Raw genomic sequence first — 15,389 nt, forward strand, 5'->3', positions numbered from 1 at the left:
GCATAACCGGCGGCGCTTTGCTTATGGCCAAGGCGCATCTGCATGGCCGGATCTGGCCGCCGATTGTCGCCTGGCATCGCCGTGCCGACCGCCGTCATCTCTAGCATCGATATCGAAGCGGCATCGCATTGCCGCCCCCCGATGAGGACGACCCCGTGAGTCTGGACGCAACCGACAAGCCCATCCTGTTCCTGCTCGACCGTGAGTTCGAGGACGGACAGATTCCCGGCCAGCGCTTCTTCTGCCGGCACAGCCTGTTGCTGGAAGGTGCGCTGTCGAGCATCGACGGCCTGGACGCGCAGCTGGACGTGCGCCGCATCGGTTTCGCACGGCCGCGCCGGGAGGTGATCGCCGAGATCGGCGAGCAGGACCAGTCGCTGCCGAAGCTGGTGCTGCCGCAGGGCGTGCGCAGTGACCTCGCGAGTGGCGTGCACCAGGACCGCCAGTACATCTCCGGTGCCGAGCCGATCCTGGCCGCGCTGAACGGGTTGCTCGGCATCCCCGTGGCCCATCCCTGAGCGAGGACGCGACCATGAGCTATCAGATCAGCGTGTTGGACAAGAGCCCGGTGGCCGAAGGCGCCTCACCGGAGCAGGCGCTGCGCAACAGCCTGCAGCTGGCGCAGCGCGCCGAACAGCTGGGCTATCACCGCTACTGGTTTGCCGAGCACCACGCCGCGCCGACGTTGGCCAGCCCCGCACCGGAAGTGCTGGCGGCCTGGGTGCTGGCGCAGACCCGGCGCATCCGCATCGGCAGTGGTGGGGTCATGCTGCGTCACTACGCGCCGTACAAGGTGGCGGAGAACTTCAACCTGCTGGCGGCGTTGGCGCCAGGGCGCGTGGATCTGGGCGTGGGCAAGGCGCCCGGCGGCCTGCCGGCATCTACCGCTGCATTGGCAGCGGGGCGGCCGGCGTTTGCCGACTTCGACCAGCAACTGCGCGATCTTGAGGGCTATCTGTCCGGCGCCGAAGCCGATGTGCTGGCGCGGCCGATTCCGCAGCAGGCGCCGGAGCGCTTCCTGCTCGGTGCCAGCCCGCAGAGTGCACGGCAGGCGGCCGAGCTGGGCTGGCGTTTCGTCTACGCCGCGCACTTCGACGGCGACCCGAAGCACATCGAGGCCGCGTTCGACGCCTACCGCAGCGTCTCCTCGCAGCCACCGCTGCTGGCTACGGTGGCCTTCGCCGCGCCGACTGCCGAAGCCGCTGCGCGTCATATTGGTGCGCTGCGCGTCTACAAGCTGCACCTCGGTCCCGGGCAGACCGTGAACCTGCCCAGCCCAGAGGCGGCTGCCGAGTACGCACGCCAGGTGGGCGTGGCCGACTTCCGCATCGAGGAAACACGTCCGAGCGTGTTGTCCGGCGATGCGCAGCACGTGCGCGGCGAACTGGACGCGCTGCACCGGCGCTTCGGCGTGGGTGAATTCATCCTCGATGCGCCGGTGGCCGACCTCGACGCACGCCTGACATCCCTTGAACTGCTGTCGCCCGCGCCGCGCGCGGCGGTGGCCTGACCTGCAGGAGCGATTCCATGAGCACCACTCCGCGCCACATTCCGTTCGGCATCATGCTGCAGGGCCCCGGCAGCCATATGCATGCCTGGAAGCATCCGTCCAACCCGGCCGATGCCAGCGTCAACCTGCAGTTCTACATCGACATTGCGCGCACCGCCGAGGACAACGGCATCGCCTTCGGTTTCGTTGCCGACGGCCTGTACATCAACGAGAAGTCGATTCCGCACTTCCTCAACCGCTTCGAGCCGATCTCGCTGCTGTCGGCGCTGGCCACGGCAACGAAGAAGATCGGCCTGGCCGGTACGCTGTCCACCTCGTACAGCGACCCGTTCACTGTCGCCCGCCAGTTCGCCTCGCTGGATCTGCTCAGCGGCGGCCGTGCTGGCTGGAACGTGGTGACCTCACCGTTGGAAGGTTCGGGTCGCAACTATGGCCGGCCGCACCCGGAGCATGCGCTGCGCTACCAGATCGCCGACGAGTATCTGGAGGTGGTGCAGGGGCTGTGGGATTCCTGGGATGACGATGCCTTCGTGCGCGAGCGTGACAGCGGCGCGTTCTTCGCGCCGGAAAAGTTCCGCCGGCTCGACCACAAGGGCCGCTTCTTCCAGGTGGAAGGCCCACTCAACATCCAGCGCTCGCCGCAGGGACAGCCGGTGATTTTCCAGGCGGGTTCTTCCGATGATGGCATCGCGTTGGCCGGCAAGTACGCCGATGCGGTGTTCACCCATTCGCCATCGCTGGAAGAAACCCGCGCGTTCACCCAGAAGGTGAAGAACTCGGCGATTGCGCACGGCCGCAGCGGCAATGACGTGAAGATCTTCCCGGGTATCGGTCCCATCGTCGGCCGCACGGCCGAGGAGGCCGAAGCCAAGTATCAGGCGATCGCCGCACTGGCTACGCTGGAGGATGCACTGGCGTACCTGGGGCGCTTCTTCGATCACCACGATTTCAGCCAGTACGATCCGGATGCACCTTTCCCGGAGCTGGGTGACATCGGCAGCAACTCATTCCGTTCCACCACCGACCGCATCAAGCAGGACGCGCGTGAGAAAGGCCTGAGCCTGCGCCAGGTGGCGCTTGAAGCGGTGAGCCCGCGACCAAACTTCATCGGCACGCCGGAGCACGTGGCCGATGAGCTGATCCGTTGGTTCGACGCCGGTGCCAGCGACGGCTTCATCCTTGGATTCGCCGCACAGCGCGAAGGCCTGGACGATTTCGTGACCCAGGTGCTGCCGATCCTGCAGGCCCGTGGCTACCACCAGCGTGAACTGCAGGGGCAGACGCTGCGTGAGCATCTGGGCCTGCCGTACAAGGCCAGCCGCCATTCGACCGATGCCGAACCGGCGCGGAAGGCGGGGTAGGGCGATGAGCGGAGAGAATTCGGTAGCGCCCGGCCATGCCCGGCGAGACCCCGCGTCCATCGGCGTGCTGCCCGAAATCGCGGCACGCGCCGAGGCGGCCATCGCGATCCGCCATGACCTGCACCGGCATCCGGAGCTGGCCTTCGATGAGCACCGCACCAGCGCCCGTGTGGCCGAGTTGCTGCAGCAGTGGGGCTATGAGGTGACCACCGGCCTCGGTGGCACCGGCGTGGTCGGTACGCTGCAGCGCGGGCAGGGCAGCCGTCGCCTCGGCCTGCGCGCCGACATCGATGCACTGCCGATCCACGAGGACTCGGGGCTGGCCTACGCCAGCCAGAACGAAGGGCTGATGCATGCCTGTGGCCACGATGGGCACACCGCCATCCTGCTGTCCGCCGCGCATTACCTGGCCCATCACGGCAATATCGACGGCACCCTGCAGCTGGTGTTCCAGCCGGCCGAGGAGACCGGTTCGGGCGCATCGAAGATGATTGCCGACGGCCTGTTCGAGCGCTTCCCGGTGGACGCGATCTATGGCCTGCACAACTGGCCGGGCGTGCCGGTGGGCCACTTCGGCTTTGTCGATGGCCCGGCGATGGCGTCGGTGGACTGGGCACGGCTGAAGGTGATCGGAAAGGGTGGCCACGGTGCCGAGCCGCAGGGCAGCGTGGATCCGATCCTGGTCGCCGCGCACATCATCACTGCGCTGCAGAGCGTGGTGTCGCGCAATGTCGATCCGCGGCAGATGGGCGTGGTCACCGTCGGCTCGATCCACGGCGGCCAGGCCGCCAATGTGATTCCGGACGTGGTCGAGCTGAAACTGACCGTGCGCGCCTACCTGCCGGAGGTACGCGACACCCTGCGGCGCCGGGTCACCGGGATTGCCGAGCAGACCGCTGCCGCGTTCGGTGCGCGCGCCGAGATCGAGTTCCCGCGCGGTTTCCCCAGCGTGATCAACCACCCGCAGCAGACTGCCTACATCCGCGAGGTCGCTGTGCGGGGATTCGGTGCAGAACACGTGGTGCCCGAATTCGCGCCACGCACCGCCAGCGAGGATTTCGCCTTCCTGCTGCAGGCGCGGCCGGGCAGTTTCGTGTTCGTCGGCAACGGCGACAGCGCGCCGCTGCACAGCCCGCGCTACGTGTTCAACGACGCCGCAATCGCACCCGCCGCCAGCCTGTGGGCACGGCTGGCCGAAGACTATCTGGTGAAGGACGTGGCATGAGCAGCAACGAACGCTTCTTCTACACCTCGGTGGATGATCCGCTGGCACGGCCTCTGTTCGATGGCCTGGAACAGGAGTACGACAGCCGCTACGCCGACGTGCGCCGACGCATCGGCGGCAGCGCCCGCGAGGAGCTGCAGCGCTACCCGGCGCAGGCCTTTGCGGCCCCGGTCGGTGCCTTCGTGCTGCTGCTGCGCGACGGGGTGGCGATCTCCGGCGGCGCGTTCATGCCGCACCGCGATCCGGATACCGCCGAGTTCAAGCGGATCTGGACGTTGCCCGGGCTGCGTCGCCAGGGCATCGCGCGGCGCGTGCTGCAGGAGCTGGAAGACCAGGCGGCGCGGCAAGGATACCGGCGGGTGTTCCTGACCACCGGCTTCCGCCAGCCTGAAGCGGTTGGCCTGTACCTCAGCCATGGTTACACCGCGCTGTTCGATCTGGATGCGGATCCCGAAACCATTGCGCACCTGCCGTTCGAAAAGCACCTGCGGGCACCGGCGCCCGTCATCGTGCCTGCGCAGACCCAGCTGCAAGGAGCCCACGCGTGAGCACGCCTTCGACCGCGCTGGATGGCATTGCAACCCGGCCGGCGCCCGCACCGGCGCTGAAGATCGTGCCGGCCCGGCATCCGCTGCAGGTGTTCGGCACAGTATTGGCACTGGCGCTGATCCTGATCGGGTTGCAGTCCGTACTGGGTAATCCGCGCTGGGGCTGGGGCACCTTCGCTGAGTGGTTCTTCGCACGCCCGGTGCTCGAGGGCCTGGGCCGCACGCTGCTGCTGACCGCACTCGGTACCGGTCTCGGTTTCGCGCTGGGCACCTTGCTTGCGCTGGCCCGCGTCTCTGGTTCGCCGCTGCTGTCGGCGGTGTCGTGGGGCTACGTGTGGTTGTTCCGCTCGATCCCGCTGCTGGTGCTGTTGCTGCTGCTGAACAACCTGGGCTACCTGTACAGCACCATCGAGCTGGGCGTGCCGTTCACCGGCATCAGCCTGTTCTCGTACCCGACCACGCAGCTGATCGGTGTGTTCACCGCCGCGGTACTGGGCCTGACCCTGAACCAGGCCGCGTTCTCGGCCGAGGTGATCCGCGGTGGCATCCTCTCGGTCGACCACGGCCAGTACGAGGCCGCGGCCGCACTCGGCCTGCCGCGCGGTCGCCAGGTGCGCCGCATCATCCTGCCGCAGGCGATGCGTTCGATCCTGCCGGCCGCGTTCAACGATGTGATTGGCCTGGCCAAGAGCACCTCGGTGGTCTACGTGCTGGCGCTGCCTGAGCTGTTCTACACCGTGCAGGTGATCTACCGCCGCAACCTGGAAGTGGTGCCGCTGCTGATGGTGGCCACGGTCTGGTACCTGGTGATCCTGACCGTGTTGTCGCTGCTGCAGCGGCGCGTGGAACAGCGCTTCGCGCGCGGCCAACTGCAGCGCGAGCGTTCGGTGTCGCGAGTGTCATCGCCCCCGCGTGTGCAGAGCGATGCCGCGCCGCGCGTGGCCAACCGCCCGCGCATCGCCACCCAGGTTGAAGCGGGCGAGGGCGCTGCGGTGTCGCTGCATGGTGTGGGCAAGGTGTTCGGCGAGCAGCCGGTGCTGGAAGACGTGAACCTGGACCTGCGCGCTGGAAGCGTGACGGTTCTGATCGGCCCGTCCGGCGCCGGCAAATCCACGCTGCTGCGGCTGATCAACCACTTGGAGCGTGCCGACAGCGGCTATGTGACCGTGGGCGGCCAGCTGATCGGCTACCGCCGCGAGGGTGACACCTTGTACGAACTGCCCGAGCGTGAGATCCGCCGCCGTCGTGCGGAAGTGGGCATGGTGTTCCAGGGCTTCAACCTGTTCCCGCACCTGACCGCGCTGGAGAACATCATCGAAGCGCCGATCGCAGTACGCGGTGTGCCGCGCGCGCAGGCCGAGCAGCAGGCGCGCACGCTGCTGGAGCGGGTCGGCCTGGCCGACAAGGCCGATGCGTTCCCGCGCCAGCTGTCCGGTGGCCAGCAGCAGCGCATCGCGATCGCCCGCGCGCTGGCGCTGCAGCCGAAGGTGCTGCTGTTCGACGAACCCACGTCGGCGCTGGATCCGGAACTGGTGGCCGAGGTGCTGAGCGTGATCGAAGAACTGGCCCGTTCGGGTACCACGCTGGTGATCGTCACCCATGAGCTGAGCTTCGCCCGCCGCGTGGCCGACCACGTGGTGATGATGGACCAGGGCCGGGTGATCGAGCAGGGCACGCCCGAGGCCCTGTTCGAGCGCCCGCGCCAGCAACGCACCGCCGATTTCCTGGCCAAGACCCTGTAACCCTCAAGGAATGCCATGAGCCCTGCAGCACCCCGTCGCCCCTCACGCAGCACCTTGTTGATCGCAGGCGTGCTGGTCATCGGCATCGCCGGCATCGTCTACTCGCGCGTGCGCCAGGCCCCGGATGCCGGCGCCGTGGCCGCGACCAGCCTGGCCGGCGCGAACACCGCCATCCTGAAGGGCACGCTCGACCCGAAGGCGCAGGCCTTGATTCCGGCTGGCTACCGCTTCGTCACGCCGGGCGCATTCACCGTGGCGACCCACCCGGGGCAGCTGCCGCTGGCCGATTACGGCGCCGACAGCAAGGACGTGGTCGGTATCGAGCCCGACATCGCACGGCTGATCGCCGATGCGTTGGGCCTGAAGCTGGTGATCGTGCCGGTGGCGTGGGCCGACTGGCCGCTGGGGCTGGAATCGGGCAAGTACGATGCGGTGCTGTCGAACGTGACGGTCACCGAGGAGCGAAAGAAGAAGTTCGATTTCTCCAGCTACCGTTACGACCTGCTGGGCATCTACACGCGCACTGATGGGCCGATCCAGAAGATCGAAAAGCCGGCCGACGTTGCCGGGCTGAAGGTGGTGGTCGGTGCCAGCACCAACCAGGACCAGATCCTGCGGCAGTGGGACCAGCAGAACATCGCTGCCGGCTTGAAGCCGGTGGAGTACCAGTACTTCGATGACGCGGTGGTCGGCCGGTTGGCGGTGATCACCGGGCGGGCCGATGTCTCGTTCGAGCCCAATGCCACCGGCGCGTACTCGGCACGCGACGGCAAGGTGCGGCGCGTGGGCCTGTTCCCCGGCGGATGGCCGAACGCTGCGGCGATCTCGGTGACCACCCGCAAGGGCAGCGGCCTGGCTGATGCGGTGACGCAGGCGCTGAACACGCAGATTGCCAGTGGTACCTATGCGCAGGCGCTGAAGCGATGGAACGTGGCCGAGGAAGCCGTGCCGCAGTCGCAGACCAATCCGCCGGGGTTGCCAACGTTGCAATGACACCGGGCGTGGCCCGGGTGACCCCCCGCTTTGTAGAGCCAAGCCTTGCTCGGCTGCTTTACCAGCGCGCCTCCAGCGTTTTGAACGGTTTCGCCAGCCGCACACCCTCGGCATCGAAGTCGGAAACGCTATGCCCATCCACACGCACCGTCTTCGGCATGGTGCGCGCCGGCCACCAGACTTTCACTGCCGTCCCGCTGCGCAACCCCTTGCCCAGCGTGACCGTCAGCGTGCCGTCGCGCTGCCGCGCCTGCATCTGCAACGTGCCATACGCGGTCGGCAGCCGCTCCACCGCCAACCCATCGCCCGCCACCCACGACAGCGGCGTGCCCGGCAGCAATGACAATGCATCATCGTCTTCGCGCATCAGCATGCCGAACAGCGTGCGGCCATACTCGGCACCAATCCAGGTATGCGGCATGTCGCCCAGGTAGCGGGGGAAACGCAGCCGCGAGTGCACGACCTCGGCCAGTACCTGCCACTCAAGCGGGCGCCGATCATGCAGCAGTCCCTGCAGCAGCTCATCGGCAACCTGCGGTTGGCCCAGGTGCACATAGCTCAGCACGTTGCGGATCTCATACGGCGTATAGGCGTACAGCGCTTCGGGCTGGCTGCGCTTGCGCACATCCTCCAGATAACGCGCGAAGGTGGTCCGCAGTGCCTCGGCGGGCAGCACGCTCTGCGCACCGGTGGGGTCCAGTGCGATCGATACGCCGGTTGGATCGCCATCGCCCAGGTCGGCCGAGGAGGGGATGAAGTCGATGCCCTTCCACGCCATCGTCGCCTGGATAGAGGCGTGCAGCGCGCCGTAGAGCAGCTTGTATTGCTCGCGCGCCCAGACAGCAGTCTCGTGGTCGCCCAGTGCCTCGGCCAGCCACGCGCCGTCGTGCCAGCCCTTCAGTCCCCAGTAGTCATCCCAGTAGCTGTGGGTGGGCGAGGGGTAGCCCTCGTGGCTGATCGACGGCGCAATGATGCCCGCGAAGCGTTCCGGTGCCGGCTGGTCGGCCTTGTAGCCGGGCACCAGCGTGCGCTCGCGCAGTTCCTGCAGAAAGCGCAGCGCCGCTTTCACTTTCGGCAGATAGGCGCGCACTGTTTCTGGCCCGCCATCGAGGCGCGCGACATCGGCCACCAGCGTCACGTACTGGCCCTGGCTGTCGTACTCGATGTCCGAACCAAAGCCGGTGTTGACACTGCCATCGTCGTTGAGGATCGGCGAGACCAGGCCGTTGGCATGCACGCCGTGTTCGCTGTACCAGGCCAGGTAGTCGCGCGCGACGCGTGCTTCGCCCATGCGCAGCAGCACCGCCGAGGTGGCCATGCCGTCGCGGATGAAGGAGCGGTTGTAGTTGCGGGGCCCGGGCTGCATGGCCGGGCCGGTCTGGTTGATCAGCATGTAGGCGGCCTGCGCGCGCAGCATGTCGACCAGTGAGGGATCGGGCAGGCGCAGCCCGACCTGGCCCAGCCGTGCCTGCCAGTCCGCAGAGGCCTGCGTGGCCAGGGAATCGAACGCCGTATTGGCATCGCGGGGCAGCGTGGCCAGATCAAGCGCAGGCGCCTCGGGCAGTGCGCCCTTGCTATCGGCGGCGGCAGTACCCAGCGGGAACGCGACCACGATGGCATCGCTGGCGCCCGGTGCCAGTGATACACGGTAGTTGAGCGCGGCGGCGGCAAGACCCTGGTCATCACGCGCCTGTTGCGTGGAGGGCAGCTGGCCGGCAGCCAGGGTCGCGGTGATTTCCGTTGCGCCTTCCCTGCCAAACGGCGCCGCGCCGGACGCAGCCACCGGCGTGAGCGACTGCAGCAGCGTGCGTCCATTGATGCGCACGGCCTGTCCATCGATCGCCACATCGCGGATGGGTGACAGCCCGCCGTTCTGCCACGGTGGATTCATCTGCATCGGGCGCACGACCAGGCTGAGCGTGCCGTCGATCCTGGTGCCGCCGGTGTTGTGCAGGCGATGACGCAGGAAGGTCACCGGCTGGCCATTGCGCTCGATGGCGAACGCTTCACTGCGCAGCTCCAGGCCAGGTTGCGGTGACCAGGTAGCGGAGGGCATCGGCTTCCAGCCGTCCCGCAATGCATGCTGCACGTTCTGCCCGGCCGCACCCGCAGTGCTCCCATCGGCGCTGCGCCAGATCGGCTGCACCAACGGCGCGCCCTTGAAGGCTTCCAGGTTTCCGTACTCGTCGAAGATCGATTTCTGTCGTCCTGCGTGCACGCCGACGGCCGTCCAATAGGTCTGCTGCATCTGCAGTGAGGCTGGGAACAACGGGCGCTCCGCGCCGCTGGCGGCGATCTGATACTGCTTCATCGGTGTCATCACGGCTTTTGGGCCGAGCAGGCGCAGGCGTGCCACCTTTGGTGCAGATCCATCCACGCTCAGGCGGAATGCACGCACGGCCTGTGCGGCATTGGCGGCCAGCCAGCTCTGGCGGTGGCTGGCCGCCTGCGCATCGTGCGCGAGGTCCTGCCACCGGCCCTGTGCATCCTGAACCTGCAATCGGGCAGGGCCGCGGCTGCCATCAGCCCAGTCGACCACCAGACCAGCCGTCGATTGAGCCTGCGGCAGCGTGATCTCTAACGCATGGGATCCATTTGTCCCGGCCGGAATCGGGACGGTGCCGCCGCCTTGCCAGAGCGCTGCTGCCTGCGTTGCATCGATACCGCTGATGCGTGCGCTGAGCGTGCTGTCCAGCGGCTCCATCTCGAAGATCGACACGCCCCAGTCGGAAGTGCGCTGCGGACTGGCCAGCCGCAGATAGCGCGCCTGCCGCGGCGCGAAGTACAGCGTTTCCACATCGCCCAGTGAATCGGCCATCGTGTACGCGGTCTGCCACTGCGTGCCATCCAGTGAGGTCTGTAGCGAATAGCCTTCCGGATTGGAGACATCCCAGGTGAGGCGCGCGCCGGACAGCAGGGTGGGCGCGCCCAGGTCGATCTGGAACCAGTGGCCGGGGCTGAAGGCGCCGCCGGTCACGGTCTTCGGGTCGCCGTCGATCAGGTGGCCGATCGCCATCGCCGGTACCTGTTGCGATGAACTGCTGGCCTGCGATTGGCTGCGCGGGGTGAGGGTCTGTGCCTGTGCGCTGGAGACCAGGGCGGCCAACAGCAGGGCCGCGGCAAGGCGCAACGGGAAAAGCGGGGTGGAGACCTTGGAGCGTTCGGCGCGCAACGTCATTACGGACAGCCTCGCAGGTTCGACCGGAATCGGGCGAGCGCTACGCTAGCAAGGGATGTAATCGGTTACATGACGCACTGCAGCGCCGCTGGACGCTGGCCCCGCCATCACGGGAGGGCTGACGGATGTGGCTCTGGACGTGTAGCGCGGATTGGCTAGGGTCACATCGCAAGTCTTTTAGTTTGGTTGTCATTTGACAACTTACGTGAGCCGTGTGCAGACTATGGAGAACAAGGAATGTCTCGAGCGCGTCATCCAGACAAGGACATCGAAGCGGCGTTGCAGTTCGCGGAGGACCGTGGGTGGAGGCTCCGTATGGCGTGCGGCCATGCGTGGGGCCGGATGTATTGCCCTTACAACGACACCGATTGCCGATGCGGGGAGTTCTGCATCGTGAGCGTCTGGAGCACGCCGCGAAGCGGCAGCCATCATGCAAGGGCCTTGCGGCGTGTGGTCGAGAACTGCAGTCGTGAGCAATGAGATCAGGCTTCGTCAGAAGCGAAGGGGTCAATCATGGAATTCAACTTCACCCTGAAGTACCGCTTGCCGGACACAGGCAATGAAATCGGCGTCCTCGAGCAGCGCCTGGCCGAAGGCGGCTGTGACGACGCGCTTGTGGGCCTTGGGCTGCCGGGACGGCTGGCCCTGGCGTTCTGCCGCGAAGCAGACAGCGCAGGGGCTGCCCTGCGTTCGGCGCTGGACGATGTGCAGCGGGCCGTGCCCGGTGCCGAACTGGTTGAAGTGAGCCCCGATCTGGTGGGGCTCACTGACGTCGCAGACCTGCTCGGAATGTCGCGCCAGAACATGCGGAAGCTCATGCTGGCCAACCCGCAGTCGTTTCCGTCCCCCGTGCATGACGGCTCGACCTCGATCTGGCATCTGGTCGACATTCTCGGTTGGCTGCGAGCGCGCGGCAGCGGGAAAGTCACGACGGAAATGACCGAGCTCGCCGCCGCTGCGCTGCAGATCAATCTGGCCCGGGAAGGGCGCAGGCTTCACCCGAAGACGTAGCAGCGGCCAGAATCGGAGCCCATCGCATTACAGCTCCACCGTCTCCCACCATCGCGTACCCGCCTGCGGCGCCTGCATGTCCAGTGCTTCGCCCATCATCGGCGTGGCCACCGGCACATTCTTTGCGGCCGCCAATGCCGTGATGCGTTCGAACGGCTGCTGCCATGCGTGCAGGGCCAGATCGAAGGTGCCATTGTGGATCGGCAGCAGCCACTTGCCGCGCAGGTCCAGGTGCGCCTGCAGCGTCTGTTCCGGCTGCATGTGCACGAACGCCCAGCGCGGATCGTAGGCACCGGTCTCGATCATGGTCAGGTCGAACGGACCGTATTTTTCGCCGATGGCCTTGAAGCCATCGAAGTAGCCGGTGTCACCGCTGAAGAAAATGCGGAAATCATCGTCCTGGATCACCCATGACGCCCACAGGCTGCGATCACTGTCGCCCAGTCCGCGGCCGGAGAAATGCTGGCCGGGGGTGGCGGTCAGGCGCAGGCCATTGGCCTCGGTCGATTGCCACCAGTCCAGCTGTTCGACCTTGCTGGCGTCCACGCCCCAGGCGATCAGCTGGTCGCCGACGCCGAGCGGTGCAATGAAGCGCGCGGTCTTGCCGGCCAGCTGCATCACCGCTGCGTGGTCGAGGTGGTCGTAGTGGTTGTGCGAGAGGATCACGCCGGCGATCGGCGGCAGATCGTCGATGCTGATCGGCGGCGCATGGAAGCGGGCCGGGCCCATCCACTGCACCGGCGAGGCGCGCTCGGAGAACACCGGGTCGGTCAGCCAGTACTGGCCGCGCAGCTTCAGCAGGATCGTAGAGTGCCCCAGCCGGAACAGGCTGCGGTCCGGCGCGGCGTCCAGTGTGGCGCGGTCCAGCGGCTGCACTGGAATCGGGTGCGCGGGCACGGTGCCCTTGGGTTTGTTGAAGAGGAACGTCCACCAGATCTCCAGGCCGTCGCGCAGGCCCATCGCTGGACGGGGCAGGGCATTGCGGAACTTGCCATCACGGTACTGCGGCGACTCGGGGAAGTCGGGGAGGGACCAGGACTTGCAGAAGGTGTAGGCGGTCACGGCGAGGATTCCAAGCAGGAGGACAAGGAGCAGGCGCTTCATGGGTGACGTCCGCTGAGTACACTGCACAGTGTAGTTTCGGGTTTTCCAAAAGTACACTGCCGAGTGTAAAATGGAAGCATCCGTTCAGTTATCCGGTTCCCGCCATGCCCCGTGCCCCGCAACGCCTGACCGACCGCAAACGCGAAGCCATCGTGCGCGCGGCGGTGGAGGAGTTCCGTGCCGCGGGCTACGAGGCGACCAGCATGGACCGCATTGCCGAGGCGGCCGGGGTCTCCAAGCGCACCGTCTACAACCACTTCCCGAGCAAGGAAGCGCTGTTCTCGATGATCCTGGAGGAGCTGTGGGAGCGCAGCGTGGCCAGCGACGCATTGCCGTACCGCGCCGACCAGCCGCTGCAGACGCAGCTGCTGCAGTTGCTGGGCCAGAAGCTGGAACTGCTCAGCGATGCCAACTTCATCGACCTGGCGCGGGTGGCGATGGCCGAGATCATCCACTCACCGGAGCGTGCGCAGGCCATCGTCTGCCGCATGGGCGAGAAGGAAAGTGGCGAAAGTGCGTGGATCCGCGCGGCCATCGCTGATGGCCGGTTGCGTGAGGTTGATCCGGAGTTCGCTGGCCACCAGCTGCACGGGCTGGTGAAGAGCTTTGCGTTCTGGCCCCAGGTGACGATGGGGCAGGCGCCGTTGAACGCAGAGGAGCGTGCACGCGTGGCCGAATCGGCGGTGGCGATGTTCCTGGGTTTCTACGCGGTCTAGCTGGCGGCGAAGCGGCGGAACTCGTCGGCCGGCAGCGCCGCCGAGTACAGATAGCCTTGGCCGACATCCACGCCCAGGGCCCGCAGCTTCTGCTCCTGCGCCAGGGTTTCGGTACCTTCGGCCACCACGATCGCGCCGCAGCGGTGCGCAACCTCGACGATGAAGCGCACGATCGACTGCGACTTGGCGTCGGACAGTGTGGCGATCAGCGCCTGTTCGATCTTGACCTCGGCGATGGCCAGCTGCGAGAGCAGGATCAGGGTTGAATAGCCAGCGCCGAAATCATCCAGCGACAGGGTGACCTCTGCCGCCAGCAGCTGTGCGATGTTGGCATCGACCGCGTCGCGCTCGACGATCTCGGTCCATTCGACAATCTCAAGGCGCAGCATCGCACCGGGCACATCATGCAGCTGCAGCAGTTCCTGCAGGCGCAGGCCGAAGTCGGGCAGGCGCAGTGACTCGGCCGAAACGTTCACTGCGATCTTCAGCTGCCAGCCATCGCGTCGGCACTGCTGCAGGAAGTGGATGGCCGATTGCAGCGTGGCCCATTCCAGTTCAGCCAATCGCCCCTGCCGGCGCAGCAGGGAGATCACCCGCATCGGCGCGATCAGCCGGCCCTCGCCGTCGCGCATGCGCAGCAGTGCTTCGGCGCCGACCAGTTGGCGATCCTGCAGGCGATGCTTGGGCTGGTAGCACAGCGGTGCGTCGCCCTGCTGCAGCCAACGTTCGAGAGCGACTTCGATCAGGGCGTCGATTTCGCTGTCGCGCTGGATCGGGTCGTCGAAGAACACGACGCCGGATTCGATCGCACTCAGTGCAACGGTGATCGCACGGAACGGAAGATGTCCTTCGTCCGCATCTACGGGGGGCTTCAATTCGACTACCGCACAGCGGAACAGCGGCCGGAAACCGGGCCAATCGTGGCCGACCTGCTCGGCCAGGTTGCTGGCCAGCTCGGTGATCTGCGGTTGCGTGCGCAGTTCGGACAAGGCCAGGTCGCGCACCAGGATCGCCAGCACGGCATCGCCGAACTGGTAGATCTCCAGTTGCGCGGACGGCAGCGAGGGCAGCAGCCGATGTACTTCTTCGGTGCTGTCGCGCTGCCAGATACCGTTGTCCTGCAGCGGACCATAGCGCAGGCGCAGATCGCGCAGGTTGCCCATCTCGGCCACGATCAGGCAGGCCTTGCCGATGCCGTCGTTGTCGCGCCAGTAGTGCTGCAGGCGTTCGCCGAGCGCACGCATGTTGGGCAGGCCACTGATCGGATCGATGCGCAGCCAGGCCTGTTCGCGCTGGCGTTGTGCATCGATCTGCGCATCGTTGTAGACCAGTGCGAACACCGCGCCGAGCATCAGCAGTGAGAGTGGCAGTGCCAGCAGGCGCTGGATTGCCAACTCCTCCACGGGTAGCTGATGGGCGCCGATGATTGCTACCCCAAGTGCCAGGCCCAACGCAGTGACGATGATACGAACGCCCCAGGCCTGCAGGATCATGCGCAGCGAGAGTTCATTGAGCATGCGCGGGTGCAGGCGCCTGCGCAGCCAGACGCCGGCCACCATCTGCAACACGGCCTCAAGGCTGGCAGGCAGGAAATACTGGGTGCCGGCGAACTGGTAGCGGGCCAGCAGGCTGGCGCCCAGGCAGGCCAGGCCACCGCGCCAGCCGCCGAGCAGGCCGCTGACCAGCAGGATGTCGAAACCCAGGTGGAGCTTGACCACGCCCTGGCTGTAGCGGGCCACGAACCAGGAATTGAACAGGTAGATCAGGCCCAGCGCCACGCCCACATACAGGCGGCGGCCTTCAATGGCGTGGCCGGCGCGGCGGGTGGCGATCAGCAGCACGCCGATCATGCCGATCACCGCCGTGGCCTGCAGCAGGTACAGCGGCAGGCTGGGCAGGGCGCTGTCCAGGACCTGGGCCGAAACCCGTGAAAGCGCATCCATAGCAGGTTCCCGCCTGTGACCGACGGCCAGTGACGAGCAGCGTAGTCGCAGCAGCGCG

General features: G+C 66.7%; 12 protein-coding genes. 9 read left to right on the forward strand and 3 right to left on the reverse strand.

Annotated elements, in window-relative coordinates; all coding sequences use genetic code 11:
* Positions 1 to 155 precede the first annotated feature (155 nt).
* Genes Q9Q79_RS08975 through Q9Q79_RS09005 form a run of 7 tightly spaced genes read left to right on the forward strand, consistent with a single transcriptional unit; the run spans position 156 to position 7,379 of the window.
* A complete protein-coding gene (locus Q9Q79_RS08975) occupies positions 156 to 518 on the forward strand; it encodes a DUF3088 family protein (RefSeq protein WP_005409341.1) in 363 nt (120 codons plus the stop codon).
* Between the two features lie 14 nt (positions 519 to 532).
* Positions 533 to 1,510, forward strand: coding sequence for an MsnO8 family LLM class oxidoreductase (locus tag Q9Q79_RS08980; protein ID WP_005409342.1), 978 nt, complete (start codon positions 533 to 535; stop codon positions 1,508 to 1,510).
* Positions 1,511 to 1,527: 17 nt separating this feature from the next.
* The gene (locus tag Q9Q79_RS08985; protein WP_005413124.1) at positions 1,528 to 2,871 is read left to right on the forward strand and encodes an LLM class flavin-dependent oxidoreductase; all 1,344 of its coding nucleotides are present in this window, start codon (positions 1,528 to 1,530) and stop codon (positions 2,869 to 2,871) included.
* A 4-nt stretch (positions 2,872 to 2,875) separates the two neighbouring features.
* A complete protein-coding gene (locus Q9Q79_RS08990; RefSeq protein ID WP_099473017.1) occupies positions 2,876 to 4,096 on the forward strand; it encodes a M20 aminoacylase family protein in 1,221 nt (406 codons plus the stop codon).
* On the forward strand, positions 4,093 to 4,644 hold the full coding sequence (locus Q9Q79_RS08995; RefSeq protein ID WP_005409345.1) for a GNAT family N-acetyltransferase: 552 nt from the start codon (positions 4,093 to 4,095) through the stop codon (positions 4,642 to 4,644). The genes Q9Q79_RS08990 and Q9Q79_RS08995 overlap by 4 nt, the downstream gene beginning before the upstream one ends.
* Positions 4,641 to 6,386, forward strand: coding sequence for an amino acid ABC transporter permease/ATP-binding protein (locus Q9Q79_RS09000; RefSeq protein ID WP_080334809.1), 1,746 nt, complete (start codon positions 4,641 to 4,643; stop codon positions 6,384 to 6,386). The genes Q9Q79_RS08995 and Q9Q79_RS09000 overlap by 4 nt, the downstream gene beginning before the upstream one ends.
* Positions 6,387 to 6,401: 15 nt before the next feature.
* Positions 6,402 to 7,379, forward strand: coding sequence for an ABC transporter substrate-binding protein (locus tag Q9Q79_RS09005; RefSeq protein ID WP_024956912.1), 978 nt, complete (start codon positions 6,402 to 6,404; stop codon positions 7,377 to 7,379).
* Between the two features lie 58 nt (positions 7,380 to 7,437).
* Here Q9Q79_RS09005 and Q9Q79_RS09010 read toward each other — a convergent pair whose 3' ends face one another.
* Positions 7,438 to 10,557: a discoidin domain-containing protein gene (locus Q9Q79_RS09010; protein WP_201862112.1), complete on the reverse strand. Its 3,120-nt coding sequence runs from the start codon at positions 10,555 to 10,557 to the stop codon at positions 7,438 to 7,440.
* A 513-nt stretch (positions 10,558 to 11,070) separates the two neighbouring features.
* On the opposite strand from Q9Q79_RS09010, the gene Q9Q79_RS09015 reads away from it, so the two are divergent.
* Entirely contained in the window at positions 11,071 to 11,568 is a 498-nt protein-coding gene (locus tag Q9Q79_RS09015; protein ID WP_012479990.1) for a DNA-binding protein, read from the forward strand.
* 27 nt (positions 11,569 to 11,595) lie between these two features.
* On the opposite strand, the gene Q9Q79_RS09020 is transcribed toward Q9Q79_RS09015, so the two are convergent.
* The gene (locus tag Q9Q79_RS09020) at positions 11,596 to 12,672 is read right to left on the reverse strand and encodes an MBL fold metallo-hydrolase (RefSeq protein ID WP_059034253.1); all 1,077 of its coding nucleotides are present in this window, start codon (positions 12,670 to 12,672) and stop codon (positions 11,596 to 11,598) included.
* Positions 12,673 to 12,776: 104 nt separating this feature from the next.
* Between Q9Q79_RS09020 and Q9Q79_RS09025 the strand changes: the two genes are divergently transcribed.
* Positions 12,777 to 13,388, forward strand: a complete 612-nt coding sequence (locus Q9Q79_RS09025) for a TetR/AcrR family transcriptional regulator (protein WP_060380552.1) — start codon at positions 12,777 to 12,779, stop codon at positions 13,386 to 13,388.
* Here the strand turns inward: Q9Q79_RS09025 and Q9Q79_RS09030 are convergent.
* On the reverse strand, positions 13,385 to 15,331 hold the full coding sequence (locus tag Q9Q79_RS09030; RefSeq protein WP_201862113.1) for an EAL domain-containing protein: 1,947 nt from the start codon (positions 15,329 to 15,331) through the stop codon (positions 13,385 to 13,387). The two genes, Q9Q79_RS09025 and Q9Q79_RS09030, sit on opposite strands and share 4 nt — an antisense overlap.
* Positions 15,332 to 15,389: the final 58 nt, after the last annotated feature.

The organism is Stenotrophomonas sp. a6 (assembly GCF_030913325.1).
GTDB lineage: Bacteria > Pseudomonadota > Gammaproteobacteria > Xanthomonadales > Xanthomonadaceae > Stenotrophomonas > Stenotrophomonas maltophilia.

Coding starts and splice junctions, on each gene's coding strand:
- Q9Q79_RS09025 (WP_060380552.1), top strand. CDS start 12,777: ATGCCCCGTGCCCCGCAACGCCTGACCGACCGCAAACGCGAAGCCATC.
- Q9Q79_RS09010 (WP_201862112.1), bottom strand. CDS start 10,557: ATGACGTTGCGCGCCGAACGCTCCAAGGTCTCCACCCCGCTTTTCCCG.
- Q9Q79_RS08980 (WP_005409342.1), top strand. CDS start 533: ATGAGCTATCAGATCAGCGTGTTGGACAAGAGCCCGGTGGCCGAAGGC.
- Q9Q79_RS08995 (WP_005409345.1), top strand. CDS start 4,093: ATGAGCAGCAACGAACGCTTCTTCTACACCTCGGTGGATGATCCGCTG.
- Q9Q79_RS09015 (WP_012479990.1), top strand. CDS start 11,071: ATGGAATTCAACTTCACCCTGAAGTACCGCTTGCCGGACACAGGCAAT.
- Q9Q79_RS09005 (WP_024956912.1), top strand. CDS start 6,402: ATGAGCCCTGCAGCACCCCGTCGCCCCTCACGCAGCACCTTGTTGATC.
- Q9Q79_RS09020 (WP_059034253.1), bottom strand. CDS start 12,672: ATGAAGCGCCTGCTCCTTGTCCTCCTGCTTGGAATCCTCGCCGTGACC.
- Q9Q79_RS08985 (WP_005413124.1), top strand. CDS start 1,528: ATGAGCACCACTCCGCGCCACATTCCGTTCGGCATCATGCTGCAGGGC.
- Q9Q79_RS08990 (WP_099473017.1), top strand. CDS start 2,876: ATGAGCGGAGAGAATTCGGTAGCGCCCGGCCATGCCCGGCGAGACCCC.
- Q9Q79_RS09030 (WP_201862113.1), bottom strand. CDS start 15,331: ATGGATGCGCTTTCACGGGTTTCGGCCCAGGTCCTGGACAGCGCCCTG.